General features: G+C 64.5%; 15 protein-coding genes. 2 read left to right on the top strand and 13 right to left on the bottom strand.

The genetic code is table 11. The features are described 5' to 3' along the window. Window positions 1-4 precede the first annotated feature (4 nt). Window positions 5-853, top strand: a complete 849-nt coding sequence (locus F2P46_RS37440) for a PEP-CTERM sorting domain-containing protein (protein WP_229509001.1) — start codon at window positions 5-7, stop codon at window positions 851-853. Window positions 854-905: 52 nt separating this feature from the next. Here F2P46_RS37440 and serB read toward each other — a convergent pair whose 3' ends face one another. From serB to F2P46_RS03345, 5 genes are all read right to left on the bottom strand, one after another. Beyond that, window positions 906-1,748, bottom strand: coding sequence for a phosphoserine phosphatase SerB (serB, locus tag F2P46_RS03365; RefSeq protein WP_166885348.1), 843 nt, complete (start codon window positions 1,746-1,748; stop codon window positions 906-908). 16 nt (window positions 1,749-1,764) lie between these two features. Then, on the bottom strand, window positions 1,765-5,211 hold the full coding sequence (gene mfd, locus F2P46_RS03360) for a transcription-repair coupling factor (RefSeq protein WP_166885193.1): 3,447 nt from the start codon (window positions 5,209-5,211) through the stop codon (window positions 1,765-1,767). Between the two features lie 195 nt (window positions 5,212-5,406). Next, complete coding sequence (locus F2P46_RS03355) at window positions 5,407-6,348, bottom strand: 5'-nucleotidase (protein ID WP_166885191.1); 942 nt, start codon at window positions 6,346-6,348, stop codon at window positions 5,407-5,409. 12 nt (window positions 6,349-6,360) lie between these two features. Continuing rightward, window positions 6,361-7,356 (bottom strand): HDOD domain-containing protein, encoded by a 996-nt coding sequence (locus F2P46_RS03350; RefSeq protein ID WP_166885190.1) that lies wholly within the window; start codon window positions 7,354-7,356, stop codon window positions 6,361-6,363. Window positions 7,357-7,496: 140 nt separating this feature from the next. Continuing rightward, complete coding sequence (locus tag F2P46_RS03345; protein WP_166885188.1) at window positions 7,497-8,285, bottom strand: protein phosphatase 2C domain-containing protein; 789 nt, start codon at window positions 8,283-8,285, stop codon at window positions 7,497-7,499. A 308-nt stretch (window positions 8,286-8,593) separates the two neighbouring features. Between F2P46_RS03345 and F2P46_RS03340 the strand changes: the two genes are divergently transcribed. Next, window positions 8,594-9,370: a hypothetical protein gene (locus F2P46_RS03340; protein ID WP_166885186.1), complete on the top strand. Its 777-nt coding sequence runs from the start codon at window positions 8,594-8,596 to the stop codon at window positions 9,368-9,370. Between the two features lie 181 nt (window positions 9,371-9,551). Here the strand turns inward: F2P46_RS03340 and F2P46_RS03335 are convergent, their stop codons facing one another. From F2P46_RS03335 to F2P46_RS03300, 8 genes are all read right to left on the bottom strand, one after another. After that, on the bottom strand, window positions 9,552-9,845 hold the full coding sequence (locus tag F2P46_RS03335; protein WP_166885184.1) for a hypothetical protein: 294 nt from the start codon (window positions 9,843-9,845) through the stop codon (window positions 9,552-9,554). A gap of 418 nt (window positions 9,846-10,263) precedes the next feature. After that, window positions 10,264-10,785, bottom strand: a complete 522-nt coding sequence (locus tag F2P46_RS03330) for a hypothetical protein (RefSeq protein ID WP_166885183.1) — start codon at window positions 10,783-10,785, stop codon at window positions 10,264-10,266. A 39-nt stretch (window positions 10,786-10,824) separates the two neighbouring features. Next, a complete protein-coding gene (locus F2P46_RS03325) occupies window positions 10,825-11,193 on the bottom strand; it encodes a CHAP domain-containing protein (RefSeq protein WP_166885181.1) in 369 nt (122 codons plus the stop codon). A 461-nt stretch (window positions 11,194-11,654) separates the two neighbouring features. Continuing rightward, the gene (locus F2P46_RS03320) at window positions 11,655-13,637 is read right to left on the bottom strand and encodes an OPT family oligopeptide transporter (RefSeq protein WP_166885179.1); all 1,983 of its coding nucleotides are present in this window, start codon (window positions 13,635-13,637) and stop codon (window positions 11,655-11,657) included. Window positions 13,638-13,809: 172 nt separating this feature from the next. Then, window positions 13,810-16,266 carry a PBP1A family penicillin-binding protein gene (locus F2P46_RS03315; protein ID WP_208296485.1) on the bottom strand — a complete coding sequence of 819 codons (2,457 nt, stop codon included), beginning with the start codon at window positions 16,264-16,266 and terminating at the stop codon, window positions 13,810-13,812. Window positions 16,267-16,350: 84 nt separating this feature from the next. After that, window positions 16,351-16,698: a DUF3325 domain-containing protein gene (locus tag F2P46_RS03310; RefSeq protein WP_166885177.1), complete on the bottom strand. Its 348-nt coding sequence runs from the start codon at window positions 16,696-16,698 to the stop codon at window positions 16,351-16,353. Further along, window positions 16,695-18,302 carry a PepSY-associated TM helix domain-containing protein gene (locus F2P46_RS03305; protein WP_208296484.1) on the bottom strand — a complete coding sequence of 536 codons (1,608 nt, stop codon included), beginning with the start codon at window positions 18,300-18,302 and terminating at the stop codon, window positions 16,695-16,697. Before F2P46_RS03305 ends, F2P46_RS03310 begins: the two co-directional genes overlap by 4 nt. Further along, window positions 18,299-18,586 (bottom strand): hypothetical protein, encoded by a 288-nt coding sequence (locus F2P46_RS03300; protein ID WP_166885176.1) that lies wholly within the window; start codon window positions 18,584-18,586, stop codon window positions 18,299-18,301. The genes F2P46_RS03305 and F2P46_RS03300 overlap by 4 nt, the downstream gene beginning before the upstream one ends. Window position 18,587: the final 1 nt, after the last annotated feature.

Genomic DNA, 18,587 nt, shown 5'->3' with positions numbered 1-18,587 from the left:
TTTTATGAAGACAATCGTTACCACGCTGGTACTTGGCGCAACGCTCGCCGTGCCGCTGTCCGCCAGTGCGCAAGTGAGCGCGCAAGGCACATTGAACAATTTTTCGTGCTCGCTGGTAGACTTGCTGCCGAACGACGGCATCGCGCCAACGCTCTCGATCGTCAAGCCGCTCTATCCCGAGCACCCCGGCACACGCGCGGTCGGCGATATCAGCGAGAGCGGATTGCGCCGGACGCGCGAGATCAGCGAAGACAGGTCGCGCGTGCTGTATAGCCGCAATCTCGATGCCGGCCTGTCCGCCCCCCAAGGCAGCGTGGTCTCGACCGTCAGCGGAACAAATTTCCAGACCCTGGCCTTGAATACGGCAGCATCGACCAAAAACGGCGCCGGCTATGAGCGTCAAGTGATCGCGTCGAATTACGTGATGATCGAAGAATTCGTCCTCGCGCCCGGAACGCAGGTCAAGTTCTTTGCCGACGCCAGTGGCAGCGTGGCAAAATCACGGGCAGACACGAATTTCCTGAAGGAGAGTTCAAGACTCTCGGCCTCGATGAGCTTCCCTGAATTCAGCGCCAACGGATACCCGGATTTCGTTTCGGAGTTCAGCATGAGAGCGCACACCTGGAGCGCCGATCCGTATGCGGAGTCGGCAAGCGAGCGCCTGTCGATCATGTTCCAGAACACGCGGGCGACGTCGGTGAACCTGAAGATCTTGCTCACCTTGTGGTCCGAAGCGAACTCGCTCGATACCTCGCCGGTGGCCAGTCCGGTGCCGGAACCGGCGACCTATGGCATGCTCATTGCCGGCCTGGCGCTGGTGGCGGGTGTGGCACGCCGCAAGCGGCCTGCCTGAGTGGTGTTTGCATGCGGGCGCGTGCCCGCATGGTCTCTGAGCGCAGCAGCCCTTAGGCCAGGATGTTGAGCAAGCCGTCCAGGCCGGTGTAAGTCAGCGCCACATCGGCCTGGGCGCGCACCACCGGCTTGGCGCGAAACGCCACCGACAGGCCGGCGATGCTCATCATGGCCAGGTCATTGGCGCCGTCGCCCATGACGATCGCCTGCGCCGGGTCGATGCCGATCTCAAGGCACACGCGCTCCACCGTGCGCTTCTTTTCCCCGGCGTCGACAATCCCGCCCAGCACGCGGCCGGTCAGTTTGCCGTCGACGATCTCCAGCACGTTCGCATGCGTGTAATCGAGCCCCAGGTGCGCCTTGAGGCGTTCGGTAAAGAAGGTGAACCCGCCCGACACCAGCAAGGTTTTCAGGCCGGCCGCGCGCAGCGCCGCCAGCATCGCTTCGCCGCCCATCGAGATGGCCAGCCGCTCTTCGTACACGCGTTCGAGCGCCGATGCGTCCAGCCCCGCCAGCAGCGCCACGCGCCGGGTCAGGCTTTCGGCAAACTCCAGCTCGCCGCGCATGGCCGCCTCGGTAATGGCCGCCACCTGCGGTTTCAGGCCCTGCATGTCGGCGATTTCGTCGATGCATTCGATGGTGATCAGGGTCGAGTCCATGTCCATCGCCACCAGCTTGAAGTCGGCCAGCACGCGGCCGGGCGCGATGAAGGTGGCGTCGATGCGCGCCGCCTCGGCGGCGACATCGATGGTCTGCTTGAGCACATCGGAAAATTCGATCCCTTCGCAGCGGATGGCGTGTGCGCCCAGCTCAATCACGCGCGCCGGATTGGCCAGCGCGCCAATGCGGCGCAAGGTGTCGGGGGTTGCGTCAAGGCCTTGCAGCACCAGGTTCATGGTCGTCATGTTCGTTTTACGCTAACAGTTGTTTGATCGTTTGCTTGAGCTGCGTGACCCGCGCCGCCAGGTCGGGCATGCTGGCGGTGATTTTCAGCTTGTCCTGGCCGGCCAGCTTGATGTGCCGGTTTTTCTGGATCAGGGTGATGATGCGCATCGAGTCGATCGGCGGGTTGACCATGAACTGCAGGCTGGCCGCTTCGCCATGCGCATCGATCTTGATGATGCCGACCGTCTTGGCCGCGATGCGCAGGCGGTGCGTTTCGATCAGGGCCTTGACCGGGTCGGGCAGCTTGCCGAAGCGGTCGATCAGCTCTTCCTGCATGTCGTCGATCTTCTCTTGCGCGCTGCAGTTGGCCAGGCGCTTGTAGATCGAGAGGCGCTCGTGCACATCGCCGCAGAAGTCGGCCGGCAGCAGCGCGGGAACGTGCAGGTTGATTTCGGTGGTGGTGGCCAGCGGCGCGGCCAGGTCGGGTTCCTTGCCGGCCTTGAGCGAGCGTACCGCTTCGTTGAGCATGTCCGAATACAGCTGGAAGCCGATCTCCAGCATCTCGCCGGACTGGTTCTCGCCCAGCACTTCGCCGGCGCCGCGAATTTCCAGGTCGTGCATCGCCAAAAAGAAGCCGCTGCCCAGTTCTTCCATCTGCTGGATCGCGTCCAGGCGGCGCTGCGCCTGCTTGGTCAGGCTGCTCACGTCCGTCACCAGCAGGTAGGCGTACGCCTGGTGGTGCGAACGGCCGACGCGCCCGCGCAACTGGTGCAGCTGCGCCAGGCCAAACTTGTCGGCCCGGTGCATGATGATGGTGTTCGCGGTCGGCACGTCGATGCCGGTTTCGATAATCGTCGTGCACAGCAAAATGTTATAGCGCTGCGCCACGAAGTCGCGCATGACTTTTTCCAGGTCGCGCTCGTGCATCTGCCCGTGGGCCACGCCGATGCGCGCTTCCGGCAGCAGCTCGGTGAGCATGGCCATGCGGTTCTGGATGGTTTCGACTTCATTATGCAAAAAGTAGATCTGGCCGCCGCGTTTGAGTTCGCGCAGGCACGCTTCGCGGATGACCGAGCCGTCTTCGCCGCGGACAAAAGTCTTGATCGCCAGGCGCTTTTGCGGGGCGGTGGCGATGATCGAAAAGTCGCGCAAGCCTTCCAGCGCCATGCCGAGCGTGCGCGGGATGGGGGTGGCGGTGAGCGTGAGCACGTCGACTTCGGCGCGCAGGGCTTTGAGCGCTTCTTTTTGGCGCACGCCGAAGCGGTGTTCTTCGTCGATGATCACCAGGCCCAGGCGGGTGAACTGCACGTCCGGCGAGAGCAGCTTGTGGGTGCCGATCACGATGTCGAGCGTGCCGTCGGCCATGCCCTTGATGGCGTTGTTGATTTCTTTGCCCGTCCGGAAGCGCGACAGCTCGGCGATGCGCACCGGCCAGTCGGCAAAGCGGTCGGCGAAGGTTTGTGCGTGCTGTTCGGCCAACAAGGTGGTCGGCGCCAGGATCGCCACCTGCTTGCCGCCCATGACCGCGATGAAGGCAGCGCGCAGCGCCACTTCGGTTTTGCCGAAGCCGACGTCGCCGCACACCAGGCGGTCCATCGGTTTGCCGGCGGTCATATCCTTGATGACGTTGTTGATCGCCTCGGCCTGGTCGGGCGTTTCTTCGAAGCCGAAGCTGTCGGCGAAGTTCTGGTAGTCGTGCGCCGAGTATTCGAAAGAGTGACCCTTGCGCAGCGCGCGCCGCGCGTACAGGTTAAGCAGTTCGGCGGCGGTGTCGCGCACCTGTTCGGCCGCCTTGCGCTTGGCTTTGTCCCAGGCGCCCGAGCCGAGCGAGTGCAGCGGCGCGTCTTCGGGCGAGGCGCCCGAGTAGCGCGAGATCACGTGCAATTGCGACACCGGCACGTACAGCTTGGCGTCCTTGGCGTAGTCGAGATGCAGGAATTCGGTCTCGCCTTCGCCCAGGTCCATGCTGGTCAGGCCCATGTAGCGCCCGATGCCGTGGTTGATGTGGACCACCGGGTCGCCGATTTTCAGCTCCGACAGGTCGCGCACCATCGACTCGACCTGGGTCACGCCTTCCTGCTTCTTCTTGCCGGCGCGCCGGCCCGAACCCGCATACAGCTCGGTCTCGGTGATGAAAATCAGCTCGCCGGCGCCCGCCTCGGACAATTCGAAACCTGCCTGCAGGGGCGCCACGCCCAGCGCCAGCCGGGCGTCGGACTGCACGAAGCCGGCAAAGCCTTCGACCGGCACCAGCGCCAGGCTGTATTCGTTGAAGTACTGCTGCAGCGTTTCGCGCCGGCCGTTCGATTCGGCGCAGATCATCACGCGCTTGTCGTTCTGCAGCAGGTAGGCGCGCAGGTTGATCAGCGGGTCCTCGACGCGGCGGTTGACCGCCACGTTCGGAATCGGCGCCGACAGCTCGGACGGCTCCAGGTCGGCGTCTTTGGTCACGACCCAGCGGCCGTACGCCTTGGCCAGCGTGAAGAAGTTCTCGTCGCTGAGGAACAGTTCATCGGGCGCCAGGATCGGGCGGTCGCGGTCGGCCTTGAGGAAGCGGTAGCGCGATTCGGTGTCGAGCCAGAAGCGCTTGATGGCGCCGTCGATGTCGCCCACCAGCGCCAGGCTGGCTTTCTGGGGCAGGTAGTCGAACAGGGTTGCGGTGTGCTCGAAGAACAGCGGCAGGTAGTATTCGATGCCGGCCGAGGCGATGCCGCTGCTGACATCCTTGTACACCACCGAGCGCGATGGATCGCCCTCGAAACGTTCGCGCCAGCGGCTGCGGAAGGTGGTGCGGGCCGCTTCGTCCATCGGGAACTCGCGCCCCGGCAGCAGGCGCACTTCGCGCACCGGGTAGAGCGAACGCTGGGTGTCGGCGTCGAAGGTGCGGATGGTTTCGATTTCGTCGCCGAACAGGTCGAGCCGGTAGGGCAGGGCCGAACCCATCGGGAACAGGTCGATCAGCCCCCCGCGCACCGAGTATTCGCCGGGCGACATCACCTGCGAATTGTGGGTGTAGCCGGCCAGGGTGAGTTGCGCCTTGAGGCGCGTTTCGTCGAGCTTTTCGCCCTGCTTGAAGAAGAAGGTGTAGGCAGCCAGGAACGACGGCGGCGCCAGGCGCACCAGGGCCGTGGTGGCGGGCACGATCAACACATCGCACTGGCCGTTCTGGATTTCGTGCAGGGTGGCCAGGCGTTCGGAGACCAGGTCCTGGTGCGGCGAGAAGGCGTCGTAGGGCAGCGTTTCCCAGTCCGGCAGCAGGTGGCAGGCCAGTTTGCCGTCGGCGAACCAGGGGATTTCGTCGAGCAGGCGCTGGCCGTCGCTGGCGTTGGCCACGATCACGGTCAGCATCTGCCTGGCCGCCTTCAGTTCGAGCGCCGCCACCGCCAGCGCATACGCGTCCGAGGATCCGTACAGGGTCGGCAGGGCGAAGCGGTTACCGGTTTTTGGGAGTGATTTCTTTAAATCGAAGGGCATGCGCTGTGCTGGCTGGGTGCGGGACGGGTAATTATAGCTGGATATCGGAAATGCAATGGGAGCAGGACCAAGCGAGCAGAACTTGGGTTCCCGCCTGCGCGGGAACGACGGTTTCAAGGAGACCGTTCGAAGTTGAGCCGTCGTTCCCGGCATTGCCGGAACCGACTTCCCGCGCAGGCGGGAACCCAAGTTTTCCTACCCCATAGGGCGCCGGTTGGCAATCCCGAACGGCACATGCACCATCGGTATCGTGCCACCGGGCGAGGAGCTCAGGTGGGTCAGCTGGTCATCGAAAAAGATATGCGGCTTGAAGATCGACAGCACGCGCGACTTGTTCATCCCGCCCAAAAAGAAGGTCTCGCTGGCCGATACGCCCCAGCTTTTGAGCGTGGTCACCACACGCTCGTGCGAGGGCGCGTTGCGCGCGGTGATGATCGCAATGCGCAGCACCTTCTTGTAGTCCGGGTCGCGCTTTTGCGCGCGTTCTTCCAGCTTCTGCATCAGCGACAGCTTGCGGAACATCTCGGCCAGCGGCCCCGGACGGTGCGGCACGGCCATGTGCAAGGTCTCGTGGGCGTGGAATTCTTCGAGGTTGTTATTGCGCTTGAAGATGGTCTCCGACTCGTCGTCGGCGATCACGCCATCGAAGTCGAAGGCCACGCGCAGTTCGATATCGTCATCGTCGTCGACGATTTTCGATGGCAGTACCAGCCCGGCCGGATAGTTGGCCGCAATCGCGCTCTTGACGTCTTCTTCGTTGGCACTCAGGAACAGCGCCGCGTTAAACGCCGGCAGGTAGGTGTAGGGCGACTTGCCGGTGATGAAAGCGGCGCGCGAAATATCGAGCCCGTAGTGCGCGATCGAGCGCATCACGCGCAGGCCCGTTTCGGGCGAGTTGCGCGACAAGAGCACCACTTCGACCGGATGGTGGCGCGCGAAGACCTTGTTGATGTTGAGGAAGCGGCGAATGAAGGGAAACGCCACCCCCTTCTCGAGAATGGCGTCCAGATTGCGTTCCTGGTACCTGCGGTATTCGTCCGGCCCGCTGTCCATATACACCTGGTGCGAGGCGGTCAGGTCGAACAGGGCGCTCGACGCCACGCCGATCACCAGCTTGCGCTCAATCTCGAATGCCATTCATGGTCCTCATTATTCGTCTTCGTTACGGAGTTCTTCGAAACAGGCCAGGCTGGCCGCGTCCAGCCCTTCGACCACGAACGGATCGTCCTCTTCAAAGTGGGCCGAGTCGACCAGCATGCGCAGGCGACTGAGCATGTCGGCCAGCGCCACCACCTGCGACAGCGCTTCGCCGTCAGGGTCGCCGGCTTCGCGGATGGCGCTGGTCACGGTTTCAGGAAAACCCCATGCTTCGGCGATCCGCACCGACAGCACGCGCGCGTGCCCATGCAGCGCCGCCACAAACTCTTCGGACTGCGGCAAGGACGGTTCGGTATTGGCCTGGTCGAGCAGGCGGAAGGCCACGATCAGGCCCATATTGTGCAGCAGCCCGGCGAAATACGCTTCGACCGGATTGGCGCGCACCGAGGGCGCCAGCACGCTGGCGGCGAGCGCGCATTTTTCGCACTGGCGCCACAGCAGCGGCGTGGAAAGCTGCGAAAACGGCCCCGGATGCATGCTCATGATCACCGGCAGCAGCGAGGCCCGTCCGACCAGCATGCGCAGCCCGTTCACTCCCAGCAGCATGGTGGCCCGTTCGACGGTCGTCACCGGGTCGTTGGCGTGATAGTGCGGGTGGTGGCAGGGACGGTTCGCTTCGCGCAGCACTTCGGCGACCAGTTCCTTGTCTTGCGAGAGCTGGCGCGCCAGGTCGGCGCCGGAGACGCTGCTGTCGCGCATGGAGCGCAGCAATGGCGTGAACACGGGCGGTCTGCTTGGGGCGAGGGTGATTTCGTCGAGCGGGAGCTGGGTCATGTAGGCCAGGTCGACCGCGAGGATTTTTTCGTCGCTGGACGGGCCGCTGTTCGGCGTGACGCCGGCCAGCCAGCGGTAGAACAGCACATCGACCATGCCGGCGTGCGCACGCTCGGGCGCCCGCGCCCTGGAGGGAGCGGGAGCGGCTATGGGGGCTGGCGCAGGCTTGCTTTCTTCGCTGTCGCTGCCCAACAAATTCTTCAGCCATTTCATTGCTTGTTCTCTTTTACCTGCACAAAGGCTGTTCCCTGGATTTTACATGATTACTCAGTAGAAACTTAGGGTTGTGCTGTCCAGCGTCGTGTCTGGTACACGAGTATTTGCTGATTATTAATCTTATGGAATTGCAATGGTTAATCGCAATGAAACAGGACCACGGTGACATTGTCGCGGCTGCCGTCGCGCAAGGCGGTGGCGATCAATTCCTTGCAGCAATCGCCCAGTTGGGCCGGGAGGACGTCGGCCAGCAGCGCGGCGATGCGCTCGTCGGACGTGGCGCCGTACATGCCGTCGCTGCACAACAGGTACAGGTCGCCGGGCTGGGCGGCCTGGATGTGCAGTTCCGGGCGCACGTCGCCCGAGGGCCCTATCGCCTGCAGCAACAGGTTGCGCGGCGGCAGGTTTTCGGTGGCGCCGGCTTCGACGGCTTCCTGGTACATGGTCTGGTCGCGCGTGAGTTGGGTCAGCTGGCCGGCCCGATAGCGGTACAGGCGGCTGTCGCCAACGTGGAACACCAGCAGCGGGGCGCCCGGTTCGGGTTGCCACACGCCGGTGAGCGTGGTGCCCATGCCGCCGCCGTCGCCGCGCCGGTTGGCCAGGTTGGTCTGGTACATGCGCTGGTTGGTAAATTCGACCGCGTCGTGCAGCGTGACCATGCTGGCCAGGGTCGCTTCGCTCCAGTGGGCGTGCGGATCGGTCGCTTCGGGGTCGAACGGGCTGGCGCGGAAGTCGGGCGGCGCCACGCCGCTATCCGGGTCGGCGCTGGCGCGCAGGAAGCGGGCCAGCGAGCTCAATGCTTCGGCGCTGGCGACCTCCCCCGAGTCGTGACCGCCCATGCCGTCGGCCACGGCGACCAGGCCCAGGTCGGCCTCGATCAGGAAATTATCCTCGTTCGAAGGGCGTACGGTACCGGTGTCGGTCATGCCGAAAGCCGTACCGGCGCTGAGGCGGTGCGGTGTGGACGGTGAAAGTTGCTTCCAAAAATACAAGGCGTCTCCTGAGGGTGGACCGGCGCCGACGGTAGGCGACAATCGCATATCTGCCATGCTAGCACGCAGGGTCGGCTTTGTCCGGCTTGCAGAGGCAAAAAACCACTGCCGGCATGGCTTGCGACGGCCCAGGCGCTGCGGCGTGTTTAAGCTACCGCTAACGCAGCGATGCTAATCTGGACGGATCGCAGCCCGGCAACGGCGCCGGCCGCCCCACGTCACACTCGACTGGCATCCTGACCATGCACGCCAACAACCGCGCACGCCGCGCATTTTGTATCGTCAAGCGCTGCTGCGTCGGCCTGTTGATCCTCGTGCCGGCATACGTCGTCATCGCGGCCAATCCGGAGCCCTTGTTCAGCCATCGGGCAACGCACCGGAACTACCAGGTCTGGTCGGACCGTCCCATTCCCGCCAGTATCGCCGCCGTGCTCGACGACGCCACCCGGCGCTGGCGCACCTCGGCGCTGTACGACAGCCGCACCCGGGTCAACATCTTCTTTTGCAACGAGCCCTGGCGGCTGTGGTTCTATAGCGGCCACTTCAACACCAACATCGGCGGCACGGGCGGCGGGATCGTGGTGGAGAATATATTCATACGCGCTTCCGACATTGCGGCGAACCGCATCCACGCGCCCGGACCGGGGCCGATCGCCGATGCGGAGCAACGACCGCTGTCGTATTTCATCGCCCATGAGATCACGCACAGCGACCATGAGCGCCGCTTCGGACGCTTGGCCGTGCTGCGTTATCCGCAGTGGCTGGTGGAAGGGCATGCGGACTACGTGGCAAAAGGCGGCGCATTCGATTTCGAGGCGAATCGCAAGCAGTTCGCCGACGGCGATCCGGCGCTCGATTTCGACAGGAGCGGGCTGTATCGCGAGTTTCACCTCAAGACTGCTTACCTGATCGACAAGCGGGGGAAGACGCTGGAGCAGCTATTTGCCGACCCACCCAGCGATGAGCAACTCGAGAGCGCATTGCGCGCGTACCGCCCGTCGGTAGCCGCGCTGCGGTAACGCGCGCGCCCGGTGCGCCGCCGCTGCGATCGGGGGCGGCGATGAAGAGTCCGAGTCGCGAAGGCGCCATGGAGCGCGTGAAATAGTATCCGAGCGACAACAAGTGCGGCGTCGACTGCACTGGTGCACGTTTCGCCGGGAGGCCGGCCGGCGCCCCGGCTGGGGAAGCCTCAAGCCCGGGTCAGGCGGCCACTTTTTGGGCACTGCGCGCGGCCCAGCAATACAGGCCGCTGACGATGGCCGCGCCCAGCATCAGGGCGATCAGCATGTGCGTCGTTTCGTTCATGCCGTTCGGCACGGCCAGCGGCTCGGCGACCTTGGTGGCCACGCTCAGGCCGGCCAGGCCGACCTTGAACAGGCTCTCGCCGACGATAAAGCCGGACATCACCAGCACGCCGACGCGCTTGGCCGTCTCGCCCCAGGTGGCGCTGCTGACGGCCCGTTCGAACAGCCAGCCGGCAACGGCGCCGACCACGTTCAGGGTGGACCGGCGTGAGTCAGTCGCGCATGATTGCCATGCTAGCCGCCTGTCGGACTTGGGATCGTCGGCTGCAAAAATACCTGGGACGGTCCATATTTCGCCGCTTTCTCGGCCAATAGCTCGCTATTGGCACTGCGAAATCGTCAAAATCTGGCCGCGCCCAGCTATTTTTTCGCTTCGACTCCCCAAGTCCGACAGGCTGCTAGCCCAGGGTAACAAAGCCCGCTGCGCGCAGCAGCCAGTCGCGCGCCCGGTCGAGCTGGGCGGCGGCGTGTTTCCGCCACCGAGCGAAAACATTGACGATCCAGCCGGCGCTCCCTGTGCCGGGGGACCATGAAAAAAGCGCCTTGTCAACGTTCAACAAGGCGCTTGCCAGGAGTTCCCACCGAAGCGACTCGCACGCATCGCGCCTTTATGGCGGCGGGGAGGATGAAAAATTCTCGCATCTCATCCCATCCGTAGAAGTTTTCCTGAATACTTTTTTCTTTTCATCAACAATCCAGGCGGAATTTGCTGATAGGGTCGCAACACCGTCTTCTTTATTCAAAATAGCAAAAATCAATTCTGATTTTTCTTTACCGTGTACCGTGCATTGTCCAGTAAAATCTACAAAGCGTGTTGGATCGTCTGGAACTTGTATAACGTCGTGTATCATCAAAAGCTTTTTATCCTCAAGCAGGATAAATTTATTCCCGCAAATCATCCAGTATCCTGCGAGCAATTTTTCAGAAATGTCATCCATTCCCAAATTTTTAAGGTCTATGCTCTTATGCCTAGCCTCGATATCTACAACTTTTTCGTTTTTTACGTGCCTGCCGATCAGTTTCTTTGAAATTTCCGATCCGCATTTAATGGTGCTGAACGCATCACTTGCAAAAGAAGATTTTCCGAAAAAAAGCGAAAGTATTAAGAGAGAATAAATTCCGATTTTCATTTTAGTATCAATTTAAAATTGAATCATTGATCTTAATTTCTACGGCTTTCGGTAAAATGTCACTGGTGGTTTCTGTTGCCTATAGGCAGGTGATGGATAATACCCATGGACTGCTGGCTGCTTATAGTCAGATACCCATTGCGTACCGTTATACATCGTCATATGGCCATCAGGATGACCGGGAATTGGTTGAATAACCGCAACATCGCCGGCTCTTGGCGCGCCTTGTACTGCAACAAATCCGGCATTAGTAAGGCGGATGCCATAATCTTTTGCGGAGTTTGTATTTACAACAGTTACACCGCCAGCCGCAATGGCTTGCCTGACAAATTTCGCACAGTTGCTTGTGCTGGCTGGCATTGCATGTGAATTAAGATGTGCTACGGCGGCATTTACGTTCCAAGGCATTCTAGGTTTCCTTTATTTACGTGAAATTTCAATTGCTTGCTTTACTGATGACATGGAAAACACCAGTATCGCACCCTCCGTCCGGGTCGGAATGACAGGTTCATCTTTTAATGAACTCTATTGCTGAGCGTGTTCAGTATAGCCTCTTGCACAACTCTTTTAACGGAAAGCATTGTTGAATATACACTAAAACAAGCTATATTGGTGACATTGCCTGGCAAAATGTTCAGTGAACCTGCGGAAACGCGTCGGCCAGCGGGTCGACTTATACCTTGAGCTGAAATCCAGCCCGTCCTGGCAGCGATCGGCGCGGCGATGAAGAGACTGAGTCGGAAGGGGGGCATGGGGCGGGCGTGAAGCACTACTCGAAGGACAACCAGTGCAGCATCGCATTGACTGGTCCACGGTTCGCCAGGGCGCCGGCCGGCGCCCTGGCGGGGGAAGCGCAGCTTAAGTCGCGCTCAAGCGGCGACTTTTTGGGCGCTGCGCGCGGCCCAGCGATACAGGCCGCTGACAATGGCCGCGCCCAGCACCAGGGCGATCAGCATGTGCGTCGTTTCGCTCATGCTGTTCGGGACGGCCAGCGGTTCGGCGACCTTGGTGGCCACGATCAGGCCGGCCAGGCCGACGTTGAACAGGCTCTCGCCGACGATAAAGCCGGACATGACCAGCACGCCGATGCGCTTGGCCGTCTCGCCCCAGGTGGCGCTGCTGACGGCGCGTTCGAACAGCCAGCCGGCCACGGCGCCGACCACGACCGGCGCGGTGACCGCGCTTGGCAGGTAGATCGCCAGGCCCACGCCCAGCGGCGGCAAACTAAAACGCTCCTTGCTGGCCTTGCGGATGACGAAGTCCACGACGACCAGCGTCAGGCCGAGCAGGGCGCCGTAGCCGATCAGGTTCCATTCCAGGTTATTGCCGATGACGCCCTTGGCCAGGGTGGAAATCAGGGCCGCCTGCGGGGCCGCCAGCGGATCGTCGCCGACCACGCCCACGTTCGGGGCGCCGGCAAAGCCTTTGGCGCTATTGAGCAGGTCCAGCACCAGCGGGACCACGGTCGAACCGGCGGCCACGCCGATCAACAGGCCGACTTGCTGCTTCCACGGAGTGGCGCCGACCAGTTGGCCGGTTTTCAGGTCTTGCAGGTTGTCGTTGCCGATCACCGCGACGGCCAGCACCACGGTGGTGACGAACAGCGCGTAGGCGACCAGCGCGTGCGCCACGTCCGGGCCGATGAGATGCTTGCCGACGAAGCCGACGCTGAGCGAGGCGCCCAGGATGGTCAGGATGGCGATGCCGGACACCGGCGAATTGGACGATCCGATCAAGCCGGCCATGTAGCCGCAGACGGCGGCGGCGAACACGCCGGCCACCAGGATGTAGCCGACGCCGACCGCCACCAGCGGCAGCGCCAGGCTGGCAAGCACGCCGCCTTGCAGGAAGCTGGCCAGCAGCCAGCCGGCCGGCGCCATGGCCAGCAGGGTGACCAGGCCGACGACGAAAATCGGCAGGTCCTGCTCGGCGCGCGGAATCTCCGCACCTTCGGCCTTGGCCTTGCGCGCCATCTCCAGCGCCGATTTCAGGCCGCCCAGCACTGGCTTGCCCAGGCCGGCCAGGGTCACGATGGCGGCCGCGCCGATGGCGCCGGCGCCGATCATGCGCACTTTGGAGCTCCACATCCCGAGCGCCTGGTCGGCTGCCGCCAGGGCCGGCATCGGCTCCATCGACGTCAGTACCGGCACCAGCACGGCCCAGGCGATGATCAGGCCCGCCAGCATGGCGATGCCGACGGTGATGCCCATCAGGTGACCGGCGCCCAGCAGGGCGAGCGAACTGGCCGCCCCGATCCCGGTGGCGCCGCTGCCGGTTTTAAAATAGAACGCCACTTCGGCGGCCATCAGCTTGGCGCCGGCGGCGGCCGCGAACAGCGCGGAGGCCACGCTGCCCCAGATCACCGCCATCAGACCGAGCTTGCCTTCGGCCGCGCCGCTGCGCGAGGAAGTGCCGACCTTGAGCACTTCGGCCGCGGCCACCCCTTCCGGGTAGGGCAGGTCGGACTGCGACACCAGCGCGCGCCGCAGCGGCACCGTGTACATCACGCCCAGCACGCCGCCGATGGCGCAGGCGCCGAAGACGGGCCAGAACGGCACCTTGGCCCACCAGCCGATCATGATCAGGCCAGGCAGCACGAAGATCACCGACGCCAGCGTGCCCGCCGCCGACGCGATGGTCTGGACGATATTGTTTTCCTGGATGGTGGCGTCCTTGAAGGCGCTCAGCAGCGCCATCGAGATGACGGCGGCCGGGATCGAGGTCGCGAAGGTGAGCCCGACTTTCAGGCCCAGGTAAACCTGGGCGGCTGTAAAGACGAGGGTGATGACGATGCCGAGGAGGACTCCTCGGATCGTGATTTCTTTTGGTCCGGCCAGTGCGACAATCGCCATCCATTGCTCCAGTATGAAAGAGGGGTGCTAAAAAAGCGTCTTATCATAGCTGGCAATGCATGAACGCGGAAGGAAAATGCGAACGCGGCGTCGGTCGCGCCTCCGGCCGCTATCTCGTCATTCCCGCCGAGGGCCGCCTTGGCGCGGGAATGACGCTGCGGGCGCGTGTCGGCTAGCCTCCCGCCTGCGATTCGGCGCCATGGGTGTTCTGCGGGGGTGGCGCTGGCGGCACGGCCGCCGCGCCTGGCACGGGCGGCTGGCCCGGCTCACCCGGTTCTCCCGGCTCGCCCGGCTCCGCGCCATCTGCCGGCAGCGCCGGCAGCTCGTTCATGTCGATCGTCTTGAACTCGCTGCTGCCCGCGTATTCCGCATAGATCCAGTCGTCGTCCTCGCGCAGCACGCCTTCCGGCGTCGGGCGTTCCTTCGCGGGACGCTTGTCGAGCGCCGCGCGCATGTAGTCGACCCAGATCGGCATGGCCAGCGTGGCGCCGAATTCGCGTCCGCCGAGCGAGCGTGGATCGTCGTAGCCCATCCAGGCCACGCCCACCACGTTGCCGGCGTACCCGGCGAACCAGCCGTCGAAGGCATCGCTGGTGGTGCCGGTCTTGCCGGCCAGGTCGTTGCGGCCCAGCGCGCGGGTGGCGCCGGCGGCGGTGCCGAAGCGGGTCACGTCGCGCAGCATGCTGTCGACCATGAAGGCGTTGCGCTGGTCGATCACGCGCCGCGTTTCGTCGGCCACGGCCGGCGCCGGCGTCTCGAGCAGGATGGTGCCGTTGCCGTCCTTGATTTTGGCGATCAGGTAAGGATTGACCGAAAAGCCGCCGTTGGCGAACACCGCGTATGCGCCCGCCAGTTGCAGCGGGGTCACCGCGCCGGTACCGAGCGCCATGGTCAGGTTCTTGGGATGGCGCGTCAGGTCGAAGCCGAACTTGCCAAGGAATTCGTGGCCGTAGCCGACCTGGATGGCGCGCAGCAAGCGCACCGACGGCACGTTCTTCGAGTGCACCAGGGCGTGCCGCATGCTCACTTCTCCATCGAACTTGCCGTCATCGTTTTGCGGCGACCAGGTGGCGCCGCCGGCGCCGCTCGGCATGACCAGCGCTTCGTCGAGGATGCGGGTGCCCGGCGAAAAACCTTTTTCCAGCGCCGCCGAATACACGAACGGCTTGATCGAGGAGCCGGGCTGGCGCCAGGCCTGGGTGACGTGGTTGTACTTGTTGAGCCCATAATCGAAGCCGCCGACCAGCGCATGGTAGGCGCCGGTGGCCGAATCGATGGCCACGAAGCCGGCCGCCACCTGCGGCAGCTGGACGATCGACCAGGTCTTGGTCTCCTTGTCCTTGTCCTTGTCCTTGTCCTTCTCTTTTACCTTGTCCTGGGCGATGCGCACCACCGCGCCCGGACGCAGCTTGATGGCGGCCTTGGCGCCGGACGCCAGGGCCGGCGCCACGAAGCGCAGGCCGGCGCCGGTAATTTCGATGCGCTCGCCGTCCATGGTTTCTACCGCGACCAGCTTGCCCGATACCTCGGTCACCACGGTGGGCGTGAGGCCGTCGCTGACCGGGCGCTTGCGCAGTTCTTCGCGAATGTCGTCGGCGCGTTCCTGGGCGTCCGAGGGCAGGTCGATGAACGACTCCGGGCCACGGTAGCCGTGCCGCTGGTCGTACGCCAGCACATTGCGGCGCAGCGAGTCGTAGGCCGCCTCCTGCTCGGCCTTGAGGATGGTGGTGTAGACGCTCAGGCCGCGCGTGTAGGCCTCGTCCCTGTATTGTTCGAACACCGCCTGGCGCGCCAGTTCGGCCACGTATTCCGCGTGGATGTCGAATTCCTGGCGCTTGGCGGCGATGCGCATCGGTTCTTCCCTGGCGCTCGCGTACTGGGTCTCGTCGAGGTAGCCCAGTTCGCGCATGCGCCGCAGCACGATCATCTGGCGCTTCTTGGCGTTGCGCGGGTTGACCGCCGGGTTGTTGCCGACCGGGTCGCGCGGCACGCCGGCCAGCATCGCCATTTCGGCGATCGAGAGCTGGTCGAGGCGCTTGCCGAAGTAGGCCTGGGCGGCGCTGGAAAAGCCGTACGAGCGCCGTCCCAGGAAAATCTGGTTCATATACAGTTCGAGGATCTTGTCTTTCTTGAGCGCGGCCTCGATCTTGAAGGCGAGCGCGATTTCGTCGGCCTTGCGCCCCAGTACCTTGTCGCGCGTGAGGAAGAAGTTACGCGCCACCTGCATGGTGATGGTCGACGCCCCTTCGCGAAAGCCGCCGCGCAGGTTGGCGCGCGCGGCGCCGGCGGCGCGAATCCAGTCGACCCCGCCGTGGGTGTAGAAGCGCGTGTCTTCGATGGCCAGCACGGCGTTTTTCATCATCGCCGGCACTTGTTCGATGGGGATGAAGTCGCGGTGCTCTTCGCCGAATTCGCCGATCAGCACATTGTCGGCGGTGTAGATGCGCAGCGGGATCTTGGGGCGGTAGTCGGTGACAGCGTCGATGGCCGGCACGCGCGGCACGATCACGCCGTAAAAGTAGCCGAGCGCGCCGAGCACCAGCAGCAGGCCGGCGCCGGTCGCCAGCAGCACGGCGCGGATAATGTATTTGCGCGTCAGCCAGCGCTTGATAAAGGTCTCTGTAGTCAAAACGATGTCCGCCAATAGGGGCCATGCCGGGAGTGACGGCCCTGTTCCGGCGAATTATAGTCGATCGCTTTTAGCGCCCCGCTTTCAGGGAAGCACCGCCAGCGCGGCCAGCGCTGCGGGCGCCGCCAGCATCGCCGAGCACGCGGTGGCGCGCGGCGCGTATGGCAGCAGGAACACCAGCGGCAGCGCGCCGGCCGACAGGAAGCCGAGCCAGAGCACCGTGCCGACGGTGCCGCCCCAAGTCGCTACGCACGGCAGCAGCGCCAGCGCCAGCAGGATCGCTCCTGCGCCGCGCAGCCCAAGGCGCAGCCTGACCGACGGTTCGCGCCGCCACGCCTGCACATGGTGGCGGTCCATCGCCAGGCACAGCAAACCCATGCCGGCATACGCCAGCCCCAGCGCCAGCAGGCTCGCTGTCTGAAAACCGCTCATGGCTTCTCCCGTCGCCCGGGCGCGCGCACCCGCAGCGCGGCCCATGCCGCCAGCGCGCCGGCCAGCAGCGCGGCCAGTTCGACGCCGGCGCTTTCCCAGTCGCCGCGCACGCCGATTTGCGCCAGCAGATGGTCGCCCGTGCTGGCCCAGTTCAGCAGTGGCAGCAGCAGGCAGGCCAGCGCCAGGGTCGCCAGTTGTTCGCGCCAGGCCCGGGCCGGCGCGCGCAGCAGGGCGTGCGCCAGCGCCGCCAGCCAGAGGCCGAAGAACACCCGCAATTCCCAGCCGGCGCGCTGTTCGAGCGCCAACGGCAGCAGGCGGTTGGCCCACAGGAAGCCGACGCAGGCGATCGCCAGCCCGGCGATGGCGGCCACGTTCATGCCCTCGATCAGCCGGTACACGCGGGCCGTGGCCGCGCCGAATTCGGCGCCATGCCTGGTGCTGCGCTTGACCATGAACAGGATGGCGCCGGTCGCCATCATCGCCGTGCCGGCCAGGCCGCATACAAAGTACAGCCAGCGCACGGTCACGCCGCCGAAGCTGGCCATGTGCAGGCTGCCCATCACCAGGCGCGCCAGCGAGGCGGCGCCGCCATCGACCTGGCCGCCCTGGCGCACGGCCAGCACCTTGCCGCTGGCGGCCGAAAACGTGACCATGCCGCTGGTGTTGGCGATGCGGCGCAGGCTGTCGGCGTCGTTGTCCCAGCCGTAGACGCCGATGCGCATGCTGCTGTCGCCGGGGTTGTCGATGACGATGCAGCGCACCGGTTGCCTGAAGATGGCCTCGGCCCGCGCGGCGTAGTGTTCCAGGTCGGGCACGGCCAGCGCGCGGCCGTCGCGCGCCAGCCGCGCCGGCCCGCCCAGGTCGGCGAGGAACTGCTTGAGCTTGTCCCTGCCCGGGCCGTAATGGGCCAGCAGCGGCGCCGGCATCAGGGTGGTGCTGGAAATGGCCAGGCCGGTGTAGGCGATCATGAACAGGAACGGCAAGGTCAGCACCGCCACCGCATTGTGGGCGTCGAGCCAGCTGCGCTGGCCCTTGGCCGGCCGGAAGGTGAAAAAGTCCTTGAAGATGCGCTTGTGCGTGACCACGCCAGACACCAGCGCCACCAGCATCGCCATGGCGGCGACGCCCGTGACCCACAAGCCGGCCTTGCCGGCGTGTAGCTCGTAATGGAAATCGACGAAATGGTGGCCGCCCAGGGTGGGGCGGACCGGCTTGTCGGCCGCACCCTGGGCCAGTTGGGCGCCGCTGGCCGGGTCGAGCCGGGCCTCGGCGTAGCCGCCCTGCGGGTCGAACCAGTAGGCCACCAGCGCATTGTTGTCGTTGCGGTTGATGGGCCAGATTTCCCACATGTCGGCGCGCGGATGGGCGCGCGCCATGAAGGATGCGCCCAGCGCCAGGCGCGGCCCGCGCTCGGCCGCGGCCACCGGCGCGGGCGGCGCCCCCGCGTGTTCGGCCAGCGCGTGTTCGGGCGACATCCAGTGCGTGATCGCCTCGTCGAACACGGCCAGGGTGCCGGTCAGGAAGATGGCGTACAGCAGCCATGAAAACCACAGGCCGCACCAGGTATGCAGCCAGGCCAACGCCTGGCGCCAGCCGGCCTTCATGCGCCACCGCCGCTGCGCGCGAGCAGCAAGCCGGCGCCGCCGAGGAGGGCGGTGGCCAGCGCCAGGACCCCGCATACGCGGCCCAGCGGCAGCGGTGCGAAAGCCCAGACGATGGCCGCCGTGTAGCCGGCGAAACTGACGAAGCCGCCCATCAGCACCGCTTCGGCGCGCGCCATCGGCAAGACCGCGCCGAGGAACACGGCCAGCGCGGCGGCGAAGGCATAGCCGCCCGCCACGGCGGCGAGCAGGCGCGACCACATTTGCTGGCTTGGACTGAGTATCATG

This window comes from Massilia sp. CCM 8734 (assembly GCF_011682155.1).
Classification (GTDB): Bacteria; Pseudomonadota; Gammaproteobacteria; order Burkholderiales; family Burkholderiaceae_D; genus Telluria_A; species Telluria_A rubra.
This window is presented reverse-complemented; position numbering and strand designations above follow the sequence as displayed.